A 22,358-nucleotide genomic window follows, 5' to 3' on the forward strand; every position below is an offset into this window, starting at 1 on the left:
CACTGCGATGTATTTCTTGTTTCATTGAGCTGTCAGGCCAATATGCACTCCTCGTCTACGAATACATAGTATCCTTCGTATACGTTCATGCTAAAGACATCGGTACCTACCTGGTTACCATTGATGACGCCTTCCACTCCGTTGTATCCCACATAGGCATACTCACTTGCAGAAGTTACCCAGGGTCCTTTGACCTTGATGTAGCTGTCATCGATGGTTGCAAGCCCGATCTCTGCAGATAGCTCGACCTTTGCATTGTGGCCAATGGCGTTCCATCCCGGATAAAGCATCAGCGATGGTGGCGTGGATGGCACCTTCGGTGTCAGATAGTCCTCAAGAATGACAACCTCTCCACTCATGTTGTTGTGTACCCAGTATGCCTTCAATGGCTCGAAGGTGGTTGGTACAACCATCATTCCAACAGATGCATCATCATAGAACACATAATCAACTTCTGTGTCGGTAAAGTCCTGGAGCACAAAGTCGATACTTGCATTCTCAAGTGTTTCTGGGAACGATATAAGGTTCCATCCCGGCAGGAGTATTATTCCTTCTGGGTTGTACACCTCAACACATACGATGTGGAATGCTGAATCCTGTCCGTCATCCAATGTTGCCTTGATCAGGTACTGGCCATCAGGTACACTGGTTGTGTCAAGCACAGCAGTCCAGCCATCAGAGCCGTCGTTGTCTGTTGCGAATACTGTCCAGACACCGCCTACCTCATCGTCAATACAGTTGCCATTGGTATCTGCAAAGACAGCAAAGGTTGCGGTAAGGATGTCATCCTGTCCGGAATTGTCCACAACTTCAACTATCTGTGTCTTTGAGACAACATCACCATCTGCATGGGAGACGATCTCCGGACCTGGCACAACGTTTGGTACTGTGGAAACTTCAACAGTTCCATCGGTGACCACAACTCCCGGAATTGCTGCATTGGCCTGGTCCTGAAGAACCACGTTCATCAGGTCAAGGTCGTAGACACCGTCTGCTGCACCTGCCTTCACTTCGAACTCAATGGTTAACATTGTTCCGGCTGTTGGCGCGTAGACCCCACCTGTGGCTGCAATACCATAGGTTATGGTACCTGCACCGTCGTCACCACTTCCTGGTGCTTCCAGTGCCCCGGCTCCAAGCAGGTTCTCATTGGTTATGCTGTTAACCATGAGTACTGAAGCATCGTAGCCCAGCTGCAGGCTCACAGCACGCAGGTTCTTGTCGGCTGAATCGACCATCACTTCAACCTGGAATGTCTCACCGATATCCACAGGTCCGCTTGCAGCTGGAGATACCATTACCTCCGGCATTACAACAGGACCGTCAGCTACCTGTACGGTAGCATCAGTGACAACAACTCCGGCGATTGCCGTGTTGGTCTCGTCCATAAGTCCCACATTGTCCAGATCAAGGTTGTAGATGCCATTTGCAGCACCAGCCTTCACTTCGAATTCGATGGTCAGCATAGTACCGGCCTGCGGCGTGTAAGCCCCTGCGGTGGAGGCAATACCATATGTAATGGTACCTGCACCGTCGTCACCACTGCCTGGTGCTACAAGTGCCCCTGCTCCAAGCAGGTTCTCGTTGGTCACACCATTTACCATGAGAACTGCAGCATCGTATTTCAGCTGCAGGTTCACAGCACGGAGGTTCTCATCAGCAGAATCCACCTCTACCTCTACCTGGAACGTATCTCCCGGAGCAACCGGACCGCTCACTGCAGGAGTGATCTTCACTTCAGGATCATCGGTTGGCGGTATTACATCATCACCAACTTTTACTGTTCCGTCCATGACAGCCACCCCGGCAATAACCGTGCTGGTCTGGTCTAAGAGTACCACATTCATTAGGTCAAGGTCATAGATACCATCAGCAGCCCCGGCTTTCACCTCGAAATCGATGGTTATCATGGTACCTGCTACTGGTGCATATGGACCGGATGTGGCTGCAATACCATAGGTAATGGTTCCTGCCCCATCGTCACCACTGGCTGGCGCTACCAGAGCACCGGCACCAAGCAGGTTGTTGTTGGTTATGCTATTGACCTGAAGTACCGCCGGATCATAGTCCAGCTGCAGGTTCACGGCACGTAGGTCAGAAGCATCGGAATCCACCAATATGCTGACCTGGAACGTATCACCTGCATCGTACTCATTGGTTTGTGGATCTACTGACACCGATGGTGCAGCCGCTGCAAGTCCTACGCCTACCATGAAACATGCACAAAATATTAAAAGGATGGCAGCAGATCCTGCCATTCCTTTCCATGTTACTTTTGTCATGATTTCACCTCTTACATCAGGCTTAAGACTGATATACTCCTGCAAACTCTACAAAGTCAAAGAAGTCTATTACGCCATCATCATTGAAGTCGAAGATTGCGTTGTAGTTGCTGTCACCCATTACTGAGTTGTAGCAAGCTGCAAATTCAACGAAGTCAAAGAAGTTGACAACTTCATCACCGTTGTAGTCACCCTTCATCTCTTCAACCGGTGGTTCATTGTTGTTGCCAGCAGGTACACCGCCATTCATGTACAGTCCTGTACCATCCAGTGGGTTGTGCGTGAACATGAGCCTCTGCATTACATCTGGCTCTTCACATACCACAGAGTTCGGTGCAAGGAATGAACTGGTCAGCAGGTAGTCACCTGTTCCGCCTGCATTTGGTACATCCGGATAGACAAACTCCTTGTAGAAGTCAGGCATAGTCCTGATGTGCAGCCATACCCAGCTCTGAACTGGTGATACAGAGTTGGATGAGGGTTGGATCATACCTTCACAAAGGATCTCCAGCAGGTTGGTGTGGAACCTTTCCTCAATGTCCTTACCGGTGAAGTATATCTCAAGGGCCGGGACAGTGAACATGCGCTCGGCAATGGTATCCCATGAACTGTCTATGTACATATCCTGATACCAGAGCAGATCATCAAATCCTGGTGTTCCTACTCCGGCAGCAAGTATCTGGCCATAGTAGCAGGTTGTGGTCTCATCTGGCACGGAGTGTGGCACATCGATGTCATCGATCATGACGTACTCGCGGTTGAATGGTGGCAGTACAGGAATGATCTCATAGTTATCGACCATCTTCTTAACGACTGAGAGGTCGTTCAGTGCAACATCCTGGTGTTCTGGTATCGGGTTCCTTATGGTAATGTACTTGACATTGTCCTCAGCACTACCAAAGATAGCTGCAACGTCATACTCGGCACCGTCAACGAAGAATGTCTCACCTGTGTGAAGCAGACGTCCGACGCGTACAAGGGCCTTTCCATTGTTGGGGTTGACACCTTCGGTCCTCATGCACCATGGTTCATAGAACTGTGGATCTGCATCTTCTGTCACTGTGTGACGTCCGGAACTCAGTACCTCATCGCCTACACCAAGAACGTGCAGACCACCGATCTGTTCAGGGTTGGTGTTACCGTTGTAGTAGACCTTTACTGCAACTGAATCCGGCTGGCCGTTCTTGTAGTATATGTCCTCGATCTCCACAATGTGGTCAAGGAACTGCAGCCTGTCTCCTATGTTTATTGAGAAGAGCTCAGATGCAATGAATATATCTTTCAGTCCATCTCCACTTGTATACATCTCATCCTCGAAGTCTCCTACATCCATAAGATAGACAATATTGTCATTGCCATCACCGTTGATGTCGAAACTGTCAAGACCTGTCTGGTCAAGGCGGTCTGCGACCGGGAAGTAGAAGTAGGTCCAGTATGCTCCGGTCGGGCTCATTGCCGTACCTTCTGTTGGCTGGTAGTGCTTGTCTATGAACATGTAGGTGAATTCATTGACAACATCTTCCCAGACGTACTTGTTAGGCTTGTCGATCCATACACGACCTGTAGGCTCAACATACTCGGGTACGAACCACTGCCTGAAGAATACCTTCTGCCAGGAGTCCCTGTTGTCCACAACTATACCTGCCTTTATCTTTGCAGGGTTGATGGTAACAAAGTCCTTAATTGGTGCATCCTCACTCATAGGATCAAATGGTCCTTCGGGATCGGTGTATGGGAATGCTGCGCTGTAACCGTTCTCACCGTATATCCTCAGTCCGTTGGTGGTCTCGTCGATCTCATTTATATAGAGGTCAGTGAAACCTTCGACCTGGTCATATACGAACATCACCCTCTGTGGAAGAACTACATCCCTTGGTGTCTCACAGACATCAGAGTTTGGTGCTCTCCATGAGCTGGTGAAGAGGAAGTCTCCGTACCTGTCATCTGCATCAGGCAGTTCAGGATATACGAATTCCTTGTAGAAGTCAGGCATTGTCCTGATGTGCAGCCACTTCCATGCTTCGATCTCGTTCTCATCAAGTATCTCCAGCAGGTTGGTGTGGAACCTTGGCTCTTCTGTCTTGTCAATGAAGTAGATAAGCAGTGGGTCTACATCATAGATCTTCCGCTCCTCAATGGTGTCATAATAGGAATCAATATACATGGATTCATACCATTCGCCATCCGGCGCGTTCTTGTTAAGCAGGTCTCCATAGTAGCAGGTTGTGCCTTCCGCTCCCAGTGTGTGCATAATGTTGATATCATCGATCATGGTGTGTACCATGTTAAATGGTGGCAACATCGGGATGTATTCGCCGTTATCAACCATCTTCTTAACGACAGAAAGATCGTTCAGTGAAACGTCCTGATGTTCTGGTACAGGGTTTCTGATGGTTATGTACTTGACATTGTACTTTTCAGAACCGTAGATCCTGGCAACATCATATTCAGCACCGTCTACGAAGAATGTCTCTCTTTCATAGATCTGGCGTCCGACGCGTACAAGGACCTTGTCCATGCCTGCGGCAGCTCCCTCTACCTTAAGATACCATGGTTCATAGAACTGTGGATAATCGTCTGTTACTGTGTGACGTCCGGAACTGAGAATACCTTCATCAACCTCGATGACATGTATACCGCCTATCTGTTCAGGGTTAGTGTTACCGTTGTAGAAGATCTTCACAGCTACGGAATCAAGCTTGCCGCCGACGTAATAGATTCCCTCGATCTCTACTATGTGGTCAAGGAACTGTAGTCTGTCTCCGATATTGACTGCGAACAGCTCGGAACTGATGCTTATATCCTTGTGACCGTCCCTGTTGAAATCGCCAACCCTTCTCAGGGTTACCATATCATCCTTGCCGTCATCGTTGATGTCAAAACTGTCAAGACCTATCTGGGCATCATCACGGTCTGCGACAGGGAACCAGAAGTTAGTCCAGTAAGCCCCTGTTGGGCTCTTTGCTGTAGCTTCACGTGGCTGGTAGTGTTTGTCAACGAACATATAGGTATATTCTGTGACCACATCTTCCCAGGTATATTCATTATGGTTGGGTATCCACTTGACTTTTTTAACTGGTTTCTGGTAAATGTCAAGGGACATCTCTCTCAATTCGGATTCATCCAATGTCTCTTCCATTTCGATCGTTTCGTTATCGGAAACTACTTCATAACAGCGCCTGAATTCATCCAGCCATACCATACCCGTGGGTTCTGTGTACTCAGGTACGAACCACTGCCTTGCAAAGACCTTCTGTTTGGAGTCAATGTTATTGACAACTATCCAGTCTTCCATTAAGGCCGGGTTGAATGTCACGAAATCTTTCTGCGGTGCTTCAGGGTTCATTGGGTCAAATGGAGCCACAGGATCCGTATAGGGGAATGCTGCGCTATAACCATTCTCACCATAGAGCCGCAATGTATTCACATCATCTTCAGCACTAGCTGCAGCTGCCATTGCGATAATTGCAATAAGAGCAATAGCAACCACTAAAAGCTCATGCTTCAACTTCACTTTCATATTATATCCTCCTTTCTTAAGCAATACCGACTCGATACCATCAAACAAAAAATGACTTTATCTCCACTCGTTCAATGATATCCAAGTGAAGTTGTCTTGGACTATCCCACCGACAACCCCAAATATTGATACGGGGTCAGATATTATAAACCGATAAGAAATAGATGTTCAGAGCACTGTTTACAAACAAAGTTACGAAACATTGTTAAGTAATGATCCTTCTGTTGCTATACGGATCAAGAATGAAGTATATATGGTCGTATGCATCGAAAATAAAAAAGTAACAAGATCATTGCATTCCATCATTGGAATTTTGCATCGAAATAATAACAGTATCATAAGTAAATGCTAACCATAAAAGGAATGGAAAAGCTATCCTTCCAATGGCATATATGTAAAGTAATTGTTCCTGATAGGAGAAAAAAAGCAATTGCAAAACAACTATTAGTAAGTTAAAAGCAATGGTCAGTACAAGCCCGGCAAGAAGGATCTTCAGGGTCTTCTTCCTTTCAAGTCCTGTGGCAAGTACCAGGGCAACAAAGGGAATGAAATTCAAAGGCATATAGAACAGGAAAAAATTCTTCAGATCCACTGCAACAACCGAAGCAGAAAAATATTGCCCGCCTACCGGCACCCACATAATAAATAAAAGGGAAAGATAAAGAAAAAACCTTTTTAGAAAAGGTATCATTCTTATCGTGTTCATGGGTCCTTCCTTCTTAATATGCCTGTGTTCATGGTTTACGTTTCATGAAAACTGACTGCATGCAGCATGCAGCAAACAACGCCAGGAGACCGGCAAGGAAAACAAAACCAGGTGTCTCTTTTGTTTCACCTTCTGTGGGAGGAATCATTTCCTCTTCCACAGCTTGTTCTGGTATCGCTGTCAAACTGTCATCAACAGGATTGGCAAGTCTGAAAACAACCGGAACTTCATTTATCCCTATGTTCATCGCTTCCCTGTCGATCAGAGTATATAATTCATCCATCAGTGAATCTCTGTTGACATCTGATCCTTCATTGATCCTTACTTCAAAGTATCCGTCAGGAGATACACCCATATTCAGGAGCACACCATTTTGGAAATAAGTAGCCATATCATCCCTGACAGCATCGGAGATTGCATATGAATCCCTGAAATACCACTGCCAGCATTCTTTCTCAGTACTTATCTGAGGCATCTTTCCGGCTGTTGCTAAAACAGTGGGATCATATACGTGGCTGCCACTGTCTGTAATCTGTTCAAGCCCTGCCTCACCGGTTGACCGGACCCTTTGAAGCAGTGACTGCAGTACGTTACTTACCTGCGGACCGGTACCCTCTCCGAATTCAACCGGTACTTCCGATATGCCTTCTTCCTGTGCCTTGCTGCCTATTATCGTATATATTTCATCCATATATGCCCTGTCTGCCATGAGAGGTTCGTAGAAAACTATAACCAGATAGCCTGCAGGGTTGACACCTACGGATATGACCTTACCTTTTGAGAAAAGGTAGTCATCTTCGAGCTCTGTGATAATATCACTTGCAAGCATCTCCATCTTATCGGAAGAAACGCTGCCATCCTGTTGTACTGTGCCGTAACGGTCCATTACCCTGTAATCATCAGGATGGAAACCAAAAGTGTAAGAATAATCCGATTGCTGACCGGTGCCGGATACCGGAGGAATGGCCCCCCCTGATGTGGAGGTGGTGCCTGATGTACCGGAAGTGCTTTTAGCAGTGCTTCCAAAATCAAGAACATCAGAAGGAGTAGATGTTTCAGGCGTCTGGGAACCGACTGTCACAACTGACCCTGTTGCTGTACCTTTGATGAGACTGGAATCACTCCCCATAAGCATAACATCCTCAAAACCGATAATATAAACACCATCCTCTGCATTATCAATTACCTTAAGAACGATGCTGATAAGAGTACCGCTTCCTGGAGCGTAACTATCTTCATAGGTTGCAAAACCGTAGGATATGGTGCCATCTCCATTATCACCACTTCCGGGTTCTAAAAGAGGATCTGCATCAAACAGAGTGCCTTGTGTAATACTGACTACTTCAAAAACAGAAGGATCATAGTCCAGCCTGACATGTGCAGCTCTCAACTGGTCAGCACCTGAATCCACCACAACATCAACATTGTATGTTTCACCGGATAATATACCCGAATGGGACTGAGGTGATAATTGAACTGATGCTGTTGCAGACGCTGTCCCGACCGCTGATGCTAAAATGATCAGTGAGACAAACAGTACCATTAAAGGTACCCTAAGATACTTGTTACTACTCCACATTATGAAACCCCCGTTACAGATCAATAGACCCCCAGGCCAGATTGTTCAGTAATTAATATCCGGTTTTTACTTCTGTAGATATATAGGTTCCGATTTGTTCAAACATGTTCAAAACTTTTGTCTAAAAAAGATGGTGAGAAACAAATGACTTTTATGGCCATTTATTTCTCAGATCCTGTGGTGGTACGTGGGGGTATTTCTTAAGCTATGTTCTACCATTAAAGTCTGGAGACAAAGCACAACAAACAATGATAGATTTTACTTTACAGTTAATAAATAATAAGGAAACATTATTTTGGATAATTATTAAGTATTAAAACACCTTAATAAATCCGGAAGCTACTGAGCAAAAACCCAAGGATGGGGGTTTTAAGCAGGTTCATAATGGCTTTACTGAGCCTTACTATATAACCCATACATGAAAACATTAGTTAACAAGGATAAGGATCTTAAGGATTGTCTACCATCTTTTAAATCAACAAAAAAAACGGCAAAACTGATTAAAAACACGTATTATAAAACACTTTTTGAAAACAAAAAATAAGTTTTGGATTCTAAGTCTTGGAATCGAATAAGAGATTTAGGAAAGGAAAAAGAGATAGGCCCACGGATAAAACACCGATGACCTTCCCTTATTTCCTTCTCTTTGCTTGTTGCTTGGTGGTATCTGCTAAGTGGTACGAAAGGTTGTTTTCCCTCAATAATAGGGATAACGGAGACAATTACGACCACCTATTACCTGTCTGTTCTCAAACATGATAAAGTTTAGAGAAACAGTTATGAGTAAGATTGTTTAGTACTTTATATAAGTAGAACCCGCATATTTGTTGATTCACAGGAATAGGCAGCACCTTAGTGTATCTGCTATTTCTTAAGATTTTTCCTGGCAATGAGATTTGTGATAGTAGTATATATGAATATGATTATTCCAATCCAGAGAACAGGTTCCCCGATCTTCTCATGTCCCAGGTATGAAAGAGCAAGACCGATACTGAGTATCAGCACATTTATCTTAAGCAACTGCCTGTTGCTGCGGAGGATAGCTATATGTTTTTGCCTTTCATTCATCATTTGTTTCTTTTCCTTTTTCATGTGATCACTACACCTTGATTATCATATCAGCAGCCTTGCGTACCCTGTTAAATACTGCCTTTCCTATCCCATCAGGATAAAAGGAGCCATCCACTATTATTATGTCTGCTTTCCTTTCATCAAGATATCTGAGTCCTGAGAATAGATTCTTCGCAGCCTGCTCTGGTCTGTCTTTCTCACCAAGTGAGTACGTCATCTCAACCGGGAGTATTCTTTTGCTTTCATCGGTCAGCAGCAATCCGACATTTGCGCCCCTGCTGTGAAAATCACTGATCAGCTCTTTCATCCTGGAAATCACAGCATCATTTTCCCCTTCTACAAGAATAACGATCGAATCCGGAGAATAATGTGTATACTTCATTCCCGGAGAGCGAACTATCTCACTTTCAGGATGTACCTTGTCATCATAGGCTATTCTTACATCCCCGATGCATGCTTCAAGCTCTTCTTTAGTTATTTTGCCTGGCCTTAATATGCAGGGAGTATCGCCTGTCATATCAACTACAGTAGATTCAAGACCGATACTGACCTCACCACCGTCCACGACCGCATCTATTCTTCCGCAGAGGTCACTTAGTACATGCTCTGCAGTAGTCGGGCTTGGCCTTCCGGAAAGGTTAGCACTGGGTGCAGCTATTGGCTTACCCGACTGCCTTATGAGCTCCAGTGCTATCTCGTTTTCAGGCATCCTGAGGGCCACAGTATCCAGTCCACCTGTGGTTACATCTGGAACTATTGACTTTCTTTCCATAATAAGTGTAAGCGGGCCTGGCCAGAATTCATCCATCAGCAACAATGCCTTTTCCGGTATGTTCCTTGCAAGTTCCATGCATCTTTCCTTTGAACCGACATGCACTATGAGAGGATTATCGGCAGGTCTGCCCTTAGCTTTAAATATCCGGCTCACAGCTTTTTCATTCAGTGCGTCTGCTCCCAGCCCATAGACGGTCTCAGTGGGAAAAGCAACAGTACCGCCTTCTCTAAGTATCCGGGCAGCTTCAATGATCTGCTCATCCCCGACCTTTCCACCTGCACGAAGTATCCTTGTATCCTTTTTCATAACTGTTTTTTATAACTGAAGCTTGATTGAACACCAGAAATAAGAACTGGCTGTGTTTCTGCAAACCACCGGAGCATAATAGCTTATATCTTAGTCACCTGCTATTTCTATAGAGTGCACCATATTGGATGATAAAGGTCATAAATTTAATTGTTAAGCTGTATAAAGAAAAAATGATGCATCTGGTATGACATTTCAAAAATGTGATTTGTTGTTATGATCAGATCATGTCCAGGGTTGTTATGATCTTATATTATGTCCAGGATCAGCGCGTTAAGAACGGGACAGCTATCCCTCAGAGGATTGCAAAGATCAATAAAATGCCCTCATGAAATCAACTTAAATACCCTTACGTATCACCATATTAACAAAATCATTCAATTCATGTCCCTTTGAACCCTTGAGGTGTTCAAATATCCCCGCTTCAGGACTCATCGTCCCAATTATCTTTCTTAACGCTTCTAACTTTTCCGGGTCCGCTGCATCTGCGTCCATGAACACTATTTCTGACTCCCTGATCTGGTTGCTGACAACCCTCGGTATAAGATCGATGTTACTTTCCAGGTTCCTTACATCGAAAATATGGATGATCGGTGAGAAGGACATATCCATATTTTTCATATTGCCCAGGCCTTCTCTTATTTCAGCCGGCATGGAATTGAAAGGGAGCTCAATAATGATATGGTCAAAAGTATCCTGTTCATTAATTTCCTGTAGTTCAGCCATCAGATCGAACAGGAAACTGCACGGGACACACCCACTTATCATTTTTCTGACAATTACCCCGGGATCTGCAACCAAAGAATCTTCTTTTTCCTTCTCCAGATATTCGGTGATCAATACAGCAACCTTCTTTCCCATTGAATTCAGAATATTCCCAATTGAAATAACAGCATTTTCTTTTTCTGTGCCTGTGAATCCGCCTGCAATGATAATTTGCATAAAAGAACCTCCTTTTCAGATAGAAGTGCATTACATATGAATCATTCTCTGTGAAGTAGTGATTTGTCATCACAAAATACCTGAGTTAGTATCAGAATTAATATAATAAAATATTATATATTAATATGCATTGTCTGTTGAATCATTATTTATAGTCTTACTACAGACTATAATATGGGAGATCTGACATCTAATGAACACCATTGCGGGGTTATTCTTAGCCGTTAGGCTACATAATTGAACGATCGAGCATGATCACAAAGAAATCATCAGGGAGAGTGGAATAAAGAGATGATCCGATTAAAGAACATACTTCCAAAAGCATTTCTGATCGCCGTTGTTGAAATGGTGAACATGGATGGAGTTGAAAAGACCTATACTTTACTCAATTCCATCGGTTCAGAACTTGCAGATATAGAAGGTCCGGGTTTTGAGGGAGCCTGGGAAGATGACATTAATTATTTACCTATTTGTCCTTTTGGAAATGAATTGATCGATTTTAACAATATCTATGGTGAAACACCACATCAGTTCACCGAACTAATCAATTATGTAAACAAGTTAAAAGAGGAATCTGAGGAGCCATGGAACTTCCCCGCACTTTCCAGTGTGCTCGGCATTCTTCAATACAGTTACACCCACCGCCGGGCAGAGCTTGCAGAAGCAAAAATATACAACGTGGGAAGCAAATCTGCCGTTAACAACATTAAAGTATACAATGAGGAAGCCATTGAAAAGACAGGGATGACAAAAGAATCTGTAAGTGAGATACTCAACCACGCATTCTGTGTATACAAGGTAGAATATCATCAAAAAAGCAACATATGAGAAGGAGTGAACTGTTTGAATTTACCTGAAGCAGCAAAGATCTATGAGAACAGTATTCATATTTTGAAAAAAAACCAGCACGAAAATGGTGGTTTCTATGCAAGTCCACCCGGAACCCGTTATCCATTTATCTATCCAAGAGATCACTCGGTGGATATACTTGGAGCCATAGCTGCCGGTATGCTGGATGAGGCAAAAAAGGCACTTGAATTTGTTCTTAATGCACAGAAACCACTTGGGGAATTTTCCCAGCGCTATGATGTGGATGGAAATGATGCAAGTTACAAAGACCTTCAGATCGATGGCAACGGACTTGTGCTCTTTGCTCTGGGCAAATATTTTGAAGCTACAGGTGCATCCTTTTTTGATGAGATGGCAGACAGGGCTTTCATTGAAAAGCACTGGGAAAAAATAGAAAAAGCCGTTCATTTCATCCTTATGAACAAAAATGAAGAAGTCGACCTGATACATACTATCAACAGCATCCATGAGTATCCTGCATATGAGCATGGTTTTGAGATATATGCAAATTGTGCCTGTTGTGCCGGAATCTTCGCAGCTGTTAAAATGGGTCATGCCATAGGAAAGGATGTTTCAGAATGGGAAGTGGAAGCAGAAAAGGTCAGGCAGTCAATAATGACCCGCCTTTATAGCCCCAGAAGAAGGTCCTTTATCAAGTGCATCCGGGTAAAAGATCGCAACAGCAAGCCAATAGGATATGATGCCTTCGCCTCTACGGTAATAGATGTGGATGTAGTTGAATATTCTCCTGCCTACTTTGAACTGGTAAGTGACTATGACACAAAGATCAGGTCTACAGTCAAAAGGATACATGAAAATTTATGGGACCATGAGATAGGCGGGCTCAACAGGTATCCTGAGTACTGGGGAAGGAACAATGGAGGATATGGCCCCTGGTGTCACTTTACATGCCAGCTGGCAAACCACTACGCACAAACGGACAACCTGGACATGGCCGAGATGTATCTTGGATGGGTAGTGGATATGGCGCATAACCACATGCTACCCGAACATATTTCCACCATCGAAAGATTCGAGCTATGGCTTGAGGATTACACCAATGCCAGAATACTGAGGGACAGTAAGATGACCATGATAGAAAACGTGAGGTCGCATCCTAAATGGAACGATGGCCTTGCATATGTGACAATACCCCTCATATGGCCTCATGCTGAATATATCCGTGCCTACAGGAATTTCAGTAACAGATTTGCAAATGCCTATGCTTTCAAATGAATGATATAGAGAACAATATATTGAGTAATAATCCTAAATTTAAGAAAATTATTAAGAGAGTATTTTTATAGGGGAGTGGCACACAGTGGATTTCTATCAGGAGAAGATAACTACAATACATGATTATTCCAACAATGGTGAGAAGATCATATATCATTTACAGGAACTTGCTATCAGCAGACGCTCGGCCTTGATAATTCCAATGTTGTACCAGGAAATAGAAAGTCCAAGCCTTGCAAATATTGTCTATGAACTGAACAAATGCAATTTCATCTCAGAGGTTATAATTTCACTGGCTGCAGACAGCAAAGATGAATATGAGAATGTCGTACGTTTTTTCCACAACCTCAATCTGACCCATATCATCATCTGGTGCAATGGTCCCTCTGTTTCCAGCATAATCGATTGTATGAAAGCAAAGGATCTTGATATTTCCCAGTTCCGGGGAAAAGGAAAAGATGTCTGGATAGCCATAGGTGTCGCAAGCCTGGATGCGTACGCTATTGCTCTTCATGATGCTGATATAGTCACCTATTCAAAGGACTTCCCTGCAAAACTGCTTTACCCGATACTAAACCCAAAGCTTAACTTCCTTTTTAACAAAGGCTATTATGCCCGTATCAATAAGGAAAACAGGATGATGTACGGAAGGGTGTTCCGTCTTTTTGTCAGGCCCTTCATTGAAGCCCTGAAGCAGGATGTAGGTGACAGATTAGAGGTACTTGATTATCTCCAGTCATTCAGATATATACTTGCAGGCGAGTTTGCCCTCACGTCTGATCTGGCACTTCACCTGAGAATTCCCTCAGACTGGGGTCTGGAAGTCGGCCTGCTTACAGAGGTCTACAGGAACAGTTCACTGAAGCGTACATGCCAGACGGACCTGGGGTTCTATGACCACAAACACAAAGAAACCGGAAAAGACATAAGTGAAGGGCTATCAAAAATGGTAAGTGATATTGTACTGACATTACTGCGAATAACCAATGAGACAACAAACATTCAGATATCAAAGTCTTTCATTCAGGGTCTGCATGTGAAATACGTACGCTCTGCACAGGATCTTATAAGGCAGCACTATGCTGATGCTGTGTGCAATGACCTGATATACGACAGACATGTCGAAGAAAAGTATGTGGAAGTCTTCTCTGAGATACTTCTTAAAAGTGGCAACATGTACCTGGAAGTTCCTGCAAGTATCCAGATGCCCGACTGGAAGCGGGCACTTTCTGCAATACCTGATCTGAGAGAAAAGCTGAAAACAGCAGCTTTAAAAGATCTGGAACATATTAAAGCTTGAATCGTGCATATCAAAAAGTACTTTATCCGCCCGGCATAATTCTAATACAACATTTCAAACAGGATCACTCATAGACATAATCTTTCACAGGATATGAAAGCGTATGGACAATATGAACAATGTATTTGGGACAAAAGGACGTAAGATAGCTTATTTTTCAATGGAGATCGGTCTGAAGAACGAGATCCCCACTTATAGTGGAGGACTGGGAATACTTGCAGGCGATACCATACGTGCAAGTGCGGACCTGGGCCTTCCGCTCATTGCGGTCACACTTATCAATAAGAGAGGTTACTTCATGCAGAAACTTGATGCTGCGGGCAGGCAGTCAGAACATCCGCATGAATGGTCCCCATCTGATCATATGCAGCTTCTGCCCGAAGAGGTGACCGTACAGATACAAAACCGGGATGTTAAGGTAAGAGCATGGCTTTATGAACACCAAAGCCACACTGAAGAGACGGTACCTGTGATTTTCCTTGATACAGATGTTGAGGCAAATACACCTGAAGACCGGCAGATAACCTATAGCCTTTATGGAGGAGACAGAAAATACAGGCTGGAGCAGGAAATAGTGCTTGGTATTGGTGGTGTCAGGATGCTTAACTCCCTGGAATGCCCAATAACAAAGTATCATATGAACGAAGGTCACTCCAGCCTCCTTGCCCTTGAATTACTACACCTCAATGATATGGACCCGGATAAGGTGAAAGAACTCTGTGTCTTTACCACACACACGCCAATAGAAAGCGGACACGATGTGTTCTCACATGACCTTGTACTTGAATTGATAGGGTCCAACGATGATTTTGATATTCTCAAAAAGTATGGAGGGGAGACTGAACTGAACATGACCCTCCTTGGCATGAACCTTTCAAACTATGTCAATGGTGTGGCAAAAAGACACAGGCAGATATCTGAAAAGATGTTTCCCGGCTACAAGTTCTATTCCATCACAAACGGGGTCCATTCCCACACATGGGTTTGTCCTCATTTCAGGAAGCTGTATGATAAGTACCTGCCTGGCTGGGCAAATGAACCTGAGCTGTTGGTACGCGTCCGGAGCATACCGGATAATGAGATATGGGATGCCCACAGGCTTGCAAAGAAAGAGCTCATCGACCATGTGAACAATGAATGTGGAACCGACATGGCTTATGACATACTGACCATTGGTTTTGCAAGGCGCATCACAGAATACAAAAGGCCAACCTTTATCTTTTCGGATCTGAACCGCTTAAGAAAGGTCAATGAAGCCGGAAAGATACAACTTGTCTTTGCAGGAAAAGCACATCCCATGGATATTCAGGGGAAGATGCTCATTGAAAAGATATTTGGCTGTATAAAAGAACTAAAGGGAGAAATAAAGATCGCTTTCCTGGAAAACTATAACATGGACCTTTCCCTGAAAATAGTATCAGGCGTGGATATATGGCTTAACACACCTAAGAAACCACTTGAAGCCTCCGGTACTAGCGGGATGAAAGCAGCCCACAACGGGGTAGTCAATTTCAGTGTGCTTGACGGATGGTGGATAGAAGGATGTGTTGAAGGTGTGACTGGTTATTCGATCGGGCCAAAACCTGATGCTGATAAATCTGCGGAGCAGGTTGAAGTGATGGAGCTGGACGATCTTTATAATAAACTGGAATATATAATGATACCTAAATACTATCACAGAAAGGATGAGTGGATCAATCTTATGAACAATTCCATTGAAATGATAGCATATTACTTCAACAGCCACCGTATGATGCACCGTTATGTTACGGAAGCCTATCTTTGATAGACCCTTCAAAACAATCATCATACAAAAAAACTCTTTGAATAAAGCATCTTTGACCTTGTTCCAATGATGGCATATGACAGCGTTATCATAACTTCTTTTTGAGGATATCGCATTTGAGGTCTTCAAAGATCTTCGCATTTTCACGGATAGCAGTTTCAGCTTCTATGAAATCCATATCCTTGCATTCATTGTAAAATCCAATGAACCTTGCAAGCCACAGGACCCTGAGAGCATCTATAAGCACAATATCCTCTGTCTGCGCATACTCTGAAAAGAGATACCAGACACACCTGGCCCAGTTATTTGCATCAAGTGATGCATTCCTGTCAGGAAACAAACGTGTTATCCGCAGTACATCTTCCGGCAATGTCCTTTCAAATATATCGTAATATTCATTGTAGCGTATTGCTACGGTCTCAAGCATCTTTTCCCTGTTAACTTCCACCGGAACAGGTATGGGTCCGTAGTAATCAGACACGATTACATCGGTTTTTGCAGGTCTTTCGTTGCGGTGCGAATAATACAGCGCAAGATCGAACATGGTTGTTACAACCTGACGGAACATTGGTATCAGGGAAGATTCGGGATCCAGGTATTTGGTTGTGGACTCATGGAGCTTCAATCCCAGCATGGCTTCCCTGATTCGTTTTCTTTCTGCAGATGCTACGGTTGTAATGAATATATCGATCCCGAAATCAGAAGGGAAAAGCGGATGGGTAAGGAGTATTTCCATAAGGTCTCTTGAAATACAGAACTCTCCTCCGATGGGTTGCCTTATATCACTACCATAGTAGGCTTTTGTAAAAGGATAGGCCAGGTTATTTGTTATCACACCATCGAATTTATCACGTACGTAGAAAGGTACCACAAGGTCCGCTCTTCCGTAAAGCACCGGCCTTGCCATTTCCTGGATCCATTCTTCTCTTATTGATAGCAGGTCACCATCAACAAATGCAATTGCTTTGGAGTTGACATTATGTGCTATTTCCATGACGGTGTGGATGCCATCTCCTTTCCCGGGAACTCCCATTTGCTCCACTACCAGTTTTTGTACAGGCTGTATCTCGAACATACCTGCAAGTTCTGCAGTCCGGTCAGTTGAGAAGCCATCTGAAATAACAACCAGAGTCCTGTACTGTGACAGGTATTGCAACACACCTTCACGAACCACATTCATTACATGAAGTATGGTCGGCTCTACATTTTTGGTCAATATGCCAATGACCACATCTACCTGGCCTATCCCTTCAAGTTTATCCAGGATTCCCTGGCTAAGTTCCGTGTAACCCCACCTTACAAGAGCCTTATGCCCAGTTTTCCTTTTAGATATACGTATTTAGATATTGCTCATGTTAATATTTTGTTTGACACCTTAATAGTTTAACCCTCAGGCACCTCTCTGCAGAAATAACCTTTTTTTAATCCCCTATGCCTGTGTTATGTCTGTGTATAAGTGGGGTATATACCATTCCATCATTGTTAAATAGAGGGTTCTATATCTGAACCATGCATATAATAATTACATTCTTATTTATTTCAGGTGACATCTTTGATCGGAAAACTTTCAGAAGACAGGGTAAAAGCCGGTAAACAGGCTATAAATGAGCTTTACAACAACGGATATTACGGGCGCCCAAAGGGAGATACACTTGAACTCACGCTTGTTGAGGCTGCATATCTGCTTTACAAGAACAAGCTTGATATCACCATTTGTGAAAAGACCCTTGCATTTGAGGAGTTTTTCATTGAAGCCTCAAAAAGGCAACTGTTCTTTGAGCTGAAATATATAGTCTACAAGGACCTTCGGGAAAGAGGCTACTACGTACAGCCCAGTGTTACGGATTTCAGGGTATATCCCAGAGGAGGGCATCCTGGAAAGACACAGGCAAAGATGTTCGTCTATGTCAGATCAGAGCGTATACCTATGCTCCTTAAAGACCTGCTAACTGCTTACAATGCTGCGGCAAACGTTCATAAGCAAATGGTGCTGGCAATTGTTGATGAGGAAAGTGACCTCACCTATTACGAGGTGAAAAAGGCTGATATAAATGGAAAGATGGATACTGCACCTTTGAAAGAGGAGATAATTCCTGCAACTATGCTGGAGGATCGTGTCCTTGTATGGGACAAACAGGCTTCTGGCATGCTTTATGAACGCGGGTTCTATGGTAAACCTCTTGATGATGAGCGTCTCCAGTTGTCCCTTGTGGAGTCCGCATATCTGCTGGAGCAGGATATCATTGATATAAAAGATGGTGCAGACGGAAGTATAATTGGGATCAAAGAATTCTCTGAAATGGCATCTTCCATCGATCCGGATTTTGCGCGCAAGTACAACACCTATGTTGATCTGCGCTCCAGAGGATCCGTTCCCAAGACTGGCTTTAAGTTCGGTACTCATTTCAGGGTCTATAACGAGGTCAGGTCGCTGGAAAAACTGTCCCACTCCGAATATCTGATCCATGCAATTCCCCAGGACTATGAATTCCTGCTTCCTGTCATGTCAAGGGCCGTAAGGCTTGCAAACAGTGTCAGGAAACAGATGTTATATGCTGTGGAGTATGCAGACGGCATAGAGTACATCGATATTGGAAGAATAAAGATGTGAAATAAGGTCTGAAATGAGAATTTCGATGTTTGCAGGAATGTAAAGCTCCTGTAAGAACCGCTCAAACTTATATAATATACCTGACTTTGCTTTAGAAGATGTTTGACATAATTGCAGTTGATATTTCCGGACGTCACAAGCTACATGACCAATACCTGATGGTATGTGCGGCTGTTGCTGCATCCGTCACTGCAGACCACGTTGACAAGGTAAAGCAGATAGCTATAAGGACATTCAGGAGCAAGGAAGCGCCCGATGTCCATAATGTTGTGAAGATGGTTGAGAATACTGTTTCCGAACTTAAGTTCAAGGGCACGATAGTCACAGAATCCGGGGATATGTACAATAAACCCCAATGGGTTATTGATAGTATGTTCTTCCAGGATTTCAAATATCAGGAATCCATGGGAGAGAGAAGATGCATGGAACTTGCACATCATGTTTCACTCGGTGCAAGGAAACTCCTTCTTAAAGAACTGGGCATCCGGTAATAGATTCAGGTCTCCTTATGAAACGTGCCATTCTTGCAAAAAGGAACGAACCCCGTGAAGAGGATGAAAGGAACGAAACCCAGATGAGTGAGCTCAGGGAACTGGCAGAAGCTGCAGGTTATGAGGTCGCGGGTGAGCTGACACAGACCCGGTATCCGGACAGGAAATTCCATCTTGGAAGGGGTAAAGTGGATGAACTTGCACAGATGGTTGCTGACCTTGCCCCGGATAAAGTGATCTTCTATAATCCCCTCACAACGATGCAGATATACAACATATCAGAAACATGCCGTTGCGAGACTATAGACAAATTCCAGCTCATTCTTGAGATATTTGCTACCCGGGCCACCACGCATCGTTCCAAATTACAGGTTGAACTTGCAAGGCTCGAATATGAACTTCCCCGTGCCCGGGCTGTGATCTCACTTTTGAAAAAGGATGAAAGGCCTGGTTTTATGGGACTGGGAGGTTATGAGGACTCCTATGCCCAGGATGTAAAGAACCGTATGATCCGTATCCGTAAGGAACTGGAGACAATACAGAAGGACAACGAATCACTCCGCACACTCAGACATTCAAGGGGTTTTTCATTGCTTGCTCTTGCCGGGTACACCAATGCCGGAAAGAGTACTCTGTTCAATGCTCTTGTAGATGAGGAGGTAACAGCAAGGGATATGCTGTTCACCACGCTGCTGCCCACAACACGCTCACTCAATGTAGGTGGACGAAGAGTATTGCTTACGGATACTGTTGGCTTTATAGAGGATCTGCCCCACTGGATGGTAGATGCCTTCAGGTCCACCCTGGAAGAGATATTCCTTGCAGATATTGTTCTTCTTGTAGTGGATGCATCAGAACCCCTGGAAACTATACGCAACAAATTACTTGTATGCCACCAGACCATGTGGGACCAGGTGCAGGATGTATCAATTGTGACTGTTTTCAATAAGAAGGACCTTGTCTGTGAAGACGAACTTAGCAGAAAAATGCAGGAGCTTGCATATCTTGCTGCGGAACCTGTGGCTGTGTCTGCAAAGAACATGCATGGATTCGATGAACTGAAGTCACGGATACATGACATGCTTCCCGTCTGGGAAAGGGTAAATCTTTCAATACCCATGTCTGAACAGGGAATGTCTGTGGTTGCATGGATATTTGACGAAGGCCTTGTCCACAGCGTTGATTATGGGGATATTATCTCTATTGATTTTGAGGCAAGGGATAAGATCATAAGTAAAGCTATGTCTATGGTTGCAAAACTATCCTGAACAATGCTGGCTGACACTAAATTATTTAATATGGGGCGTTATATATATATGCAATGAAGTCGTTAGTATCCATGCGAACGGGTGAACTTCTCTAATGTACCACCAATCCTATCCAACCACCCAACCACCAAAATTCTATTTTCCCGTTCGCACAACTCCTTTTAAAAAATATCTTTATAAACACTGAAGACCTATATTAGGTCCATGAAGTTTGACCTTCACGTCCATTCCTGTTATTCTAAGGATAGTAATGCAGATCCTGATGATATACTCGAGCATGCAGCCAGAAACGGGCTTCATGGTTTTGCCATATGCGACCATGACACCATAGAAGGAGGGATCGCGTGCTTCAAAAGGGCACAGGAAACAGGTTCAAAGCAACTGGTAATCCCCGGTGTGGAAGTGAGTTCCTCCAAAGGACATATTCTTGTGCTTGGTGTCAGGGAACATATAGAACCAGGACTGACTCCGGAAGAAACTATCAAAAAAGCACGTCAGCAGGGAGCTGTTGTGATAATTCCCCATCCATTTAAGGTCACATCCCACGGCATTGGTTATGTTCATGGCCTGGACATCGATGCTGTTGAGGCCCTGAATTCACGCTGCATTACAGACGGACCCAACAATAAGGCCAGGAAAGCTGCCCTGGAACTGGGGCTACCCATGGTAGGAGGAAGTGATTCCCATGAAGCGGAAATGGTTGGCAGGTCATATACAGAGATAGAGGCCGATCACCTGACAATTGAAAGTGTACTGGATGCCATACGCAAGGGAAATACAAGGCCCGGGGGAAGCAAGACACCGGTATCTTTTGTTGTAAGGCAAATGTTCCTGGGACATATGAACAAGCTTGGAAGGTTTATTGGAATAAGATAGTAAATAAGGCATTATCCTTTTGAAAAATTATGAACGATTCAGATCAGCGCAGATTCAGATCAGCGGAAGTATTCCCTGGATGTCTTCCGGTCTTTCCAGTATCGTGATACCTTCAAGATCCCTGACGATATCGACATTCCTGGAATCGATATCCCTTACTTTCAACTCCACAGGGCCACCTTTTATAGCATTGAAAGTGCAGAGTTCCTTACAGATACCACAGCCATTGCATTTGAGCAGGTCTATCTGGTCACTCATTGCATTGCAGGGACAACTGTCCCGCGGAGGGCAAAAGTCACATTTCCTGCACAGCTCCCTGGCAATTGCGAAAGGTAATTCCGATATCACAACACCTGCAATGTCAACGGGCACAACATAGACTGGCACACCACCTTTAACGGCCTGTGCAACGGCGTTGCTCACCAGGGAATCAGACGTTCCATGTGCGATCTTTGAGACAGTGTTCGAAGTTGCCGGGGTCACAACGAGTGCATCATATATGTCAAGCAGGAATCTTCCTGTTTTTGGCCAGCTTTTGCCCTGCTTTGTTTCAGGGATTATTTCTTCAAGGTATTCACCGCAGGATATGGTTTTCAGTTCATTCTCAAGTCCGTACATCCTGACCACTTCTTCAGCTGCACCGGACAGAAAAGTGTTCACTCGTATGTCATGTTCGCTTTTGATCTGCGTGAATACTTCAAAACTGGATCTCAGGAAATGACCGGCACCGGTTATCCCCCATGCTATCGTTTTTGTCATA

The 22,358-nt window shown here is 44.1% G+C and carries 17 protein-coding genes; 8 read left to right on the forward strand and 9 right to left on the reverse strand.

The window, feature by feature from the left end:
* Window positions 1–32: 32 nt before the first annotated feature.
* From V7O64_RS05250 to V7O64_RS05280, 7 genes are all read right to left on the reverse strand, one after another.
* Entirely contained in the window at window positions 33–2,282 is a 2,250-nt protein-coding gene (locus V7O64_RS05250; protein WP_407356970.1) for a cohesin domain-containing protein, read from the reverse strand.
* Window positions 2,283–2,304: 22 nt separating this feature from the next.
* Complete coding sequence (locus V7O64_RS05255; RefSeq protein WP_407356971.1) at window positions 2,305–5,802, reverse strand: hypothetical protein; 3,498 nt, start codon at window positions 5,800–5,802, stop codon at window positions 2,305–2,307.
* A 289-nt stretch (window positions 5,803–6,091) separates the two neighbouring features.
* Window positions 6,092–6,442, reverse strand: coding sequence for a hypothetical protein (locus tag V7O64_RS05260; protein WP_407356972.1), 351 nt, complete (start codon window positions 6,440–6,442; stop codon window positions 6,092–6,094).
* Window positions 6,443–6,536: 94 nt separating this feature from the next.
* The gene (locus tag V7O64_RS05265) at window positions 6,537–8,087 is read right to left on the reverse strand and encodes a cohesin domain-containing protein (protein ID WP_407356973.1); all 1,551 of its coding nucleotides are present in this window, start codon (window positions 8,085–8,087) and stop codon (window positions 6,537–6,539) included.
* An 864-nt stretch (window positions 8,088–8,951) separates the two neighbouring features.
* Window positions 8,952–9,179: a hypothetical protein gene (locus V7O64_RS05270; RefSeq protein WP_407356974.1), complete on the reverse strand. Its 228-nt coding sequence runs from the start codon at window positions 9,177–9,179 to the stop codon at window positions 8,952–8,954.
* A gap of 7 nt (window positions 9,180–9,186) precedes the next feature.
* The gene (locus V7O64_RS05275) at window positions 9,187–10,239 is read right to left on the reverse strand and encodes an L-threonylcarbamoyladenylate synthase (RefSeq protein WP_407356975.1); all 1,053 of its coding nucleotides are present in this window, start codon (window positions 10,237–10,239) and stop codon (window positions 9,187–9,189) included.
* Window positions 10,240–10,578: 339 nt separating this feature from the next.
* Entirely contained in the window at window positions 10,579–11,181 is a 603-nt protein-coding gene (locus V7O64_RS05280; protein WP_407356976.1) for a GTP-binding protein, read from the reverse strand.
* A 291-nt stretch (window positions 11,182–11,472) separates the two neighbouring features.
* Between V7O64_RS05280 and V7O64_RS05285 the strand changes: the two genes are divergently transcribed.
* The 4 genes from V7O64_RS05285 (at window position 11,473) to glgP (ending at window position 16,352) form a co-directional block, all read left to right on the forward strand.
* Window positions 11,473–12,009: a hypothetical protein gene (locus tag V7O64_RS05285; RefSeq protein ID WP_407356977.1), complete on the forward strand. Its 537-nt coding sequence runs from the start codon at window positions 11,473–11,475 to the stop codon at window positions 12,007–12,009.
* Window positions 12,010–12,024: 15 nt separating this feature from the next.
* A complete protein-coding gene (locus tag V7O64_RS05290) occupies window positions 12,025–13,266 on the forward strand; it encodes a glucoamylase (RefSeq protein WP_407356978.1) in 1,242 nt (413 codons plus the stop codon).
* Window positions 13,267–13,351: 85 nt separating this feature from the next.
* Complete coding sequence (locus V7O64_RS05295) at window positions 13,352–14,566, forward strand: glucosyl-3-phosphoglycerate synthase (RefSeq protein WP_407356979.1); 1,215 nt, start codon at window positions 13,352–13,354, stop codon at window positions 14,564–14,566.
* Window positions 14,567–14,669: 103 nt separating this feature from the next.
* Window positions 14,670–16,352, forward strand: a complete 1,683-nt coding sequence (glgP, locus tag V7O64_RS05300) for an alpha-glucan family phosphorylase (RefSeq protein ID WP_407356980.1) — start codon at window positions 14,670–14,672, stop codon at window positions 16,350–16,352.
* An 88-nt stretch (window positions 16,353–16,440) separates the two neighbouring features.
* On the opposite strand, the gene V7O64_RS05305 is transcribed toward glgP, so the two are convergent.
* Window positions 16,441–17,568: a glycosyltransferase family 2 protein gene (locus V7O64_RS05305; protein WP_407356981.1), complete on the reverse strand. Its 1,128-nt coding sequence runs from the start codon at window positions 17,566–17,568 to the stop codon at window positions 16,441–16,443.
* Window positions 17,569–17,904: 336 nt separating this feature from the next.
* Between V7O64_RS05305 and endA the strand changes: the two genes are divergently transcribed.
* From endA to V7O64_RS05325, 4 genes are all read left to right on the forward strand, one after another.
* Complete coding sequence (endA, locus tag V7O64_RS05310; RefSeq protein WP_407357267.1) at window positions 17,905–18,963, forward strand: tRNA-intron lyase; 1,059 nt, start codon at window positions 17,905–17,907, stop codon at window positions 18,961–18,963.
* Window positions 18,964–19,061: 98 nt separating this feature from the next.
* Window positions 19,062–19,454: a DUF2209 domain-containing protein gene (locus tag V7O64_RS05315; RefSeq protein ID WP_407356982.1), complete on the forward strand. Its 393-nt coding sequence runs from the start codon at window positions 19,062–19,064 to the stop codon at window positions 19,452–19,454.
* 17 nt (window positions 19,455–19,471) lie between these two features.
* The gene (hflX, locus tag V7O64_RS05320) at window positions 19,472–20,722 is read left to right on the forward strand and encodes a GTPase HflX (RefSeq protein WP_407356983.1); all 1,251 of its coding nucleotides are present in this window, start codon (window positions 19,472–19,474) and stop codon (window positions 20,720–20,722) included.
* A 204-nt stretch (window positions 20,723–20,926) separates the two neighbouring features.
* Entirely contained in the window at window positions 20,927–21,598 is a 672-nt protein-coding gene (locus V7O64_RS05325; protein WP_407356984.1) for a CehA/McbA family metallohydrolase, read from the forward strand.
* A gap of 54 nt (window positions 21,599–21,652) precedes the next feature.
* Here V7O64_RS05325 and V7O64_RS05330 read toward each other — a convergent pair whose 3' ends face one another.
* The gene (locus V7O64_RS05330; RefSeq protein ID WP_407356985.1) at window positions 21,653–22,357 is read right to left on the reverse strand and encodes a dihydromethanopterin reductase (acceptor); all 705 of its coding nucleotides are present in this window, start codon (window positions 22,355–22,357) and stop codon (window positions 21,653–21,655) included.
* Window position 22,358 lies beyond the last annotated feature (1 nt).

It is taken from the genome of Methanolobus sp. WCC5 (assembly GCF_045690325.1).
Lineage (GTDB): Archaea > Halobacteriota > Methanosarcinia > Methanosarcinales > Methanosarcinaceae > Methanolobus.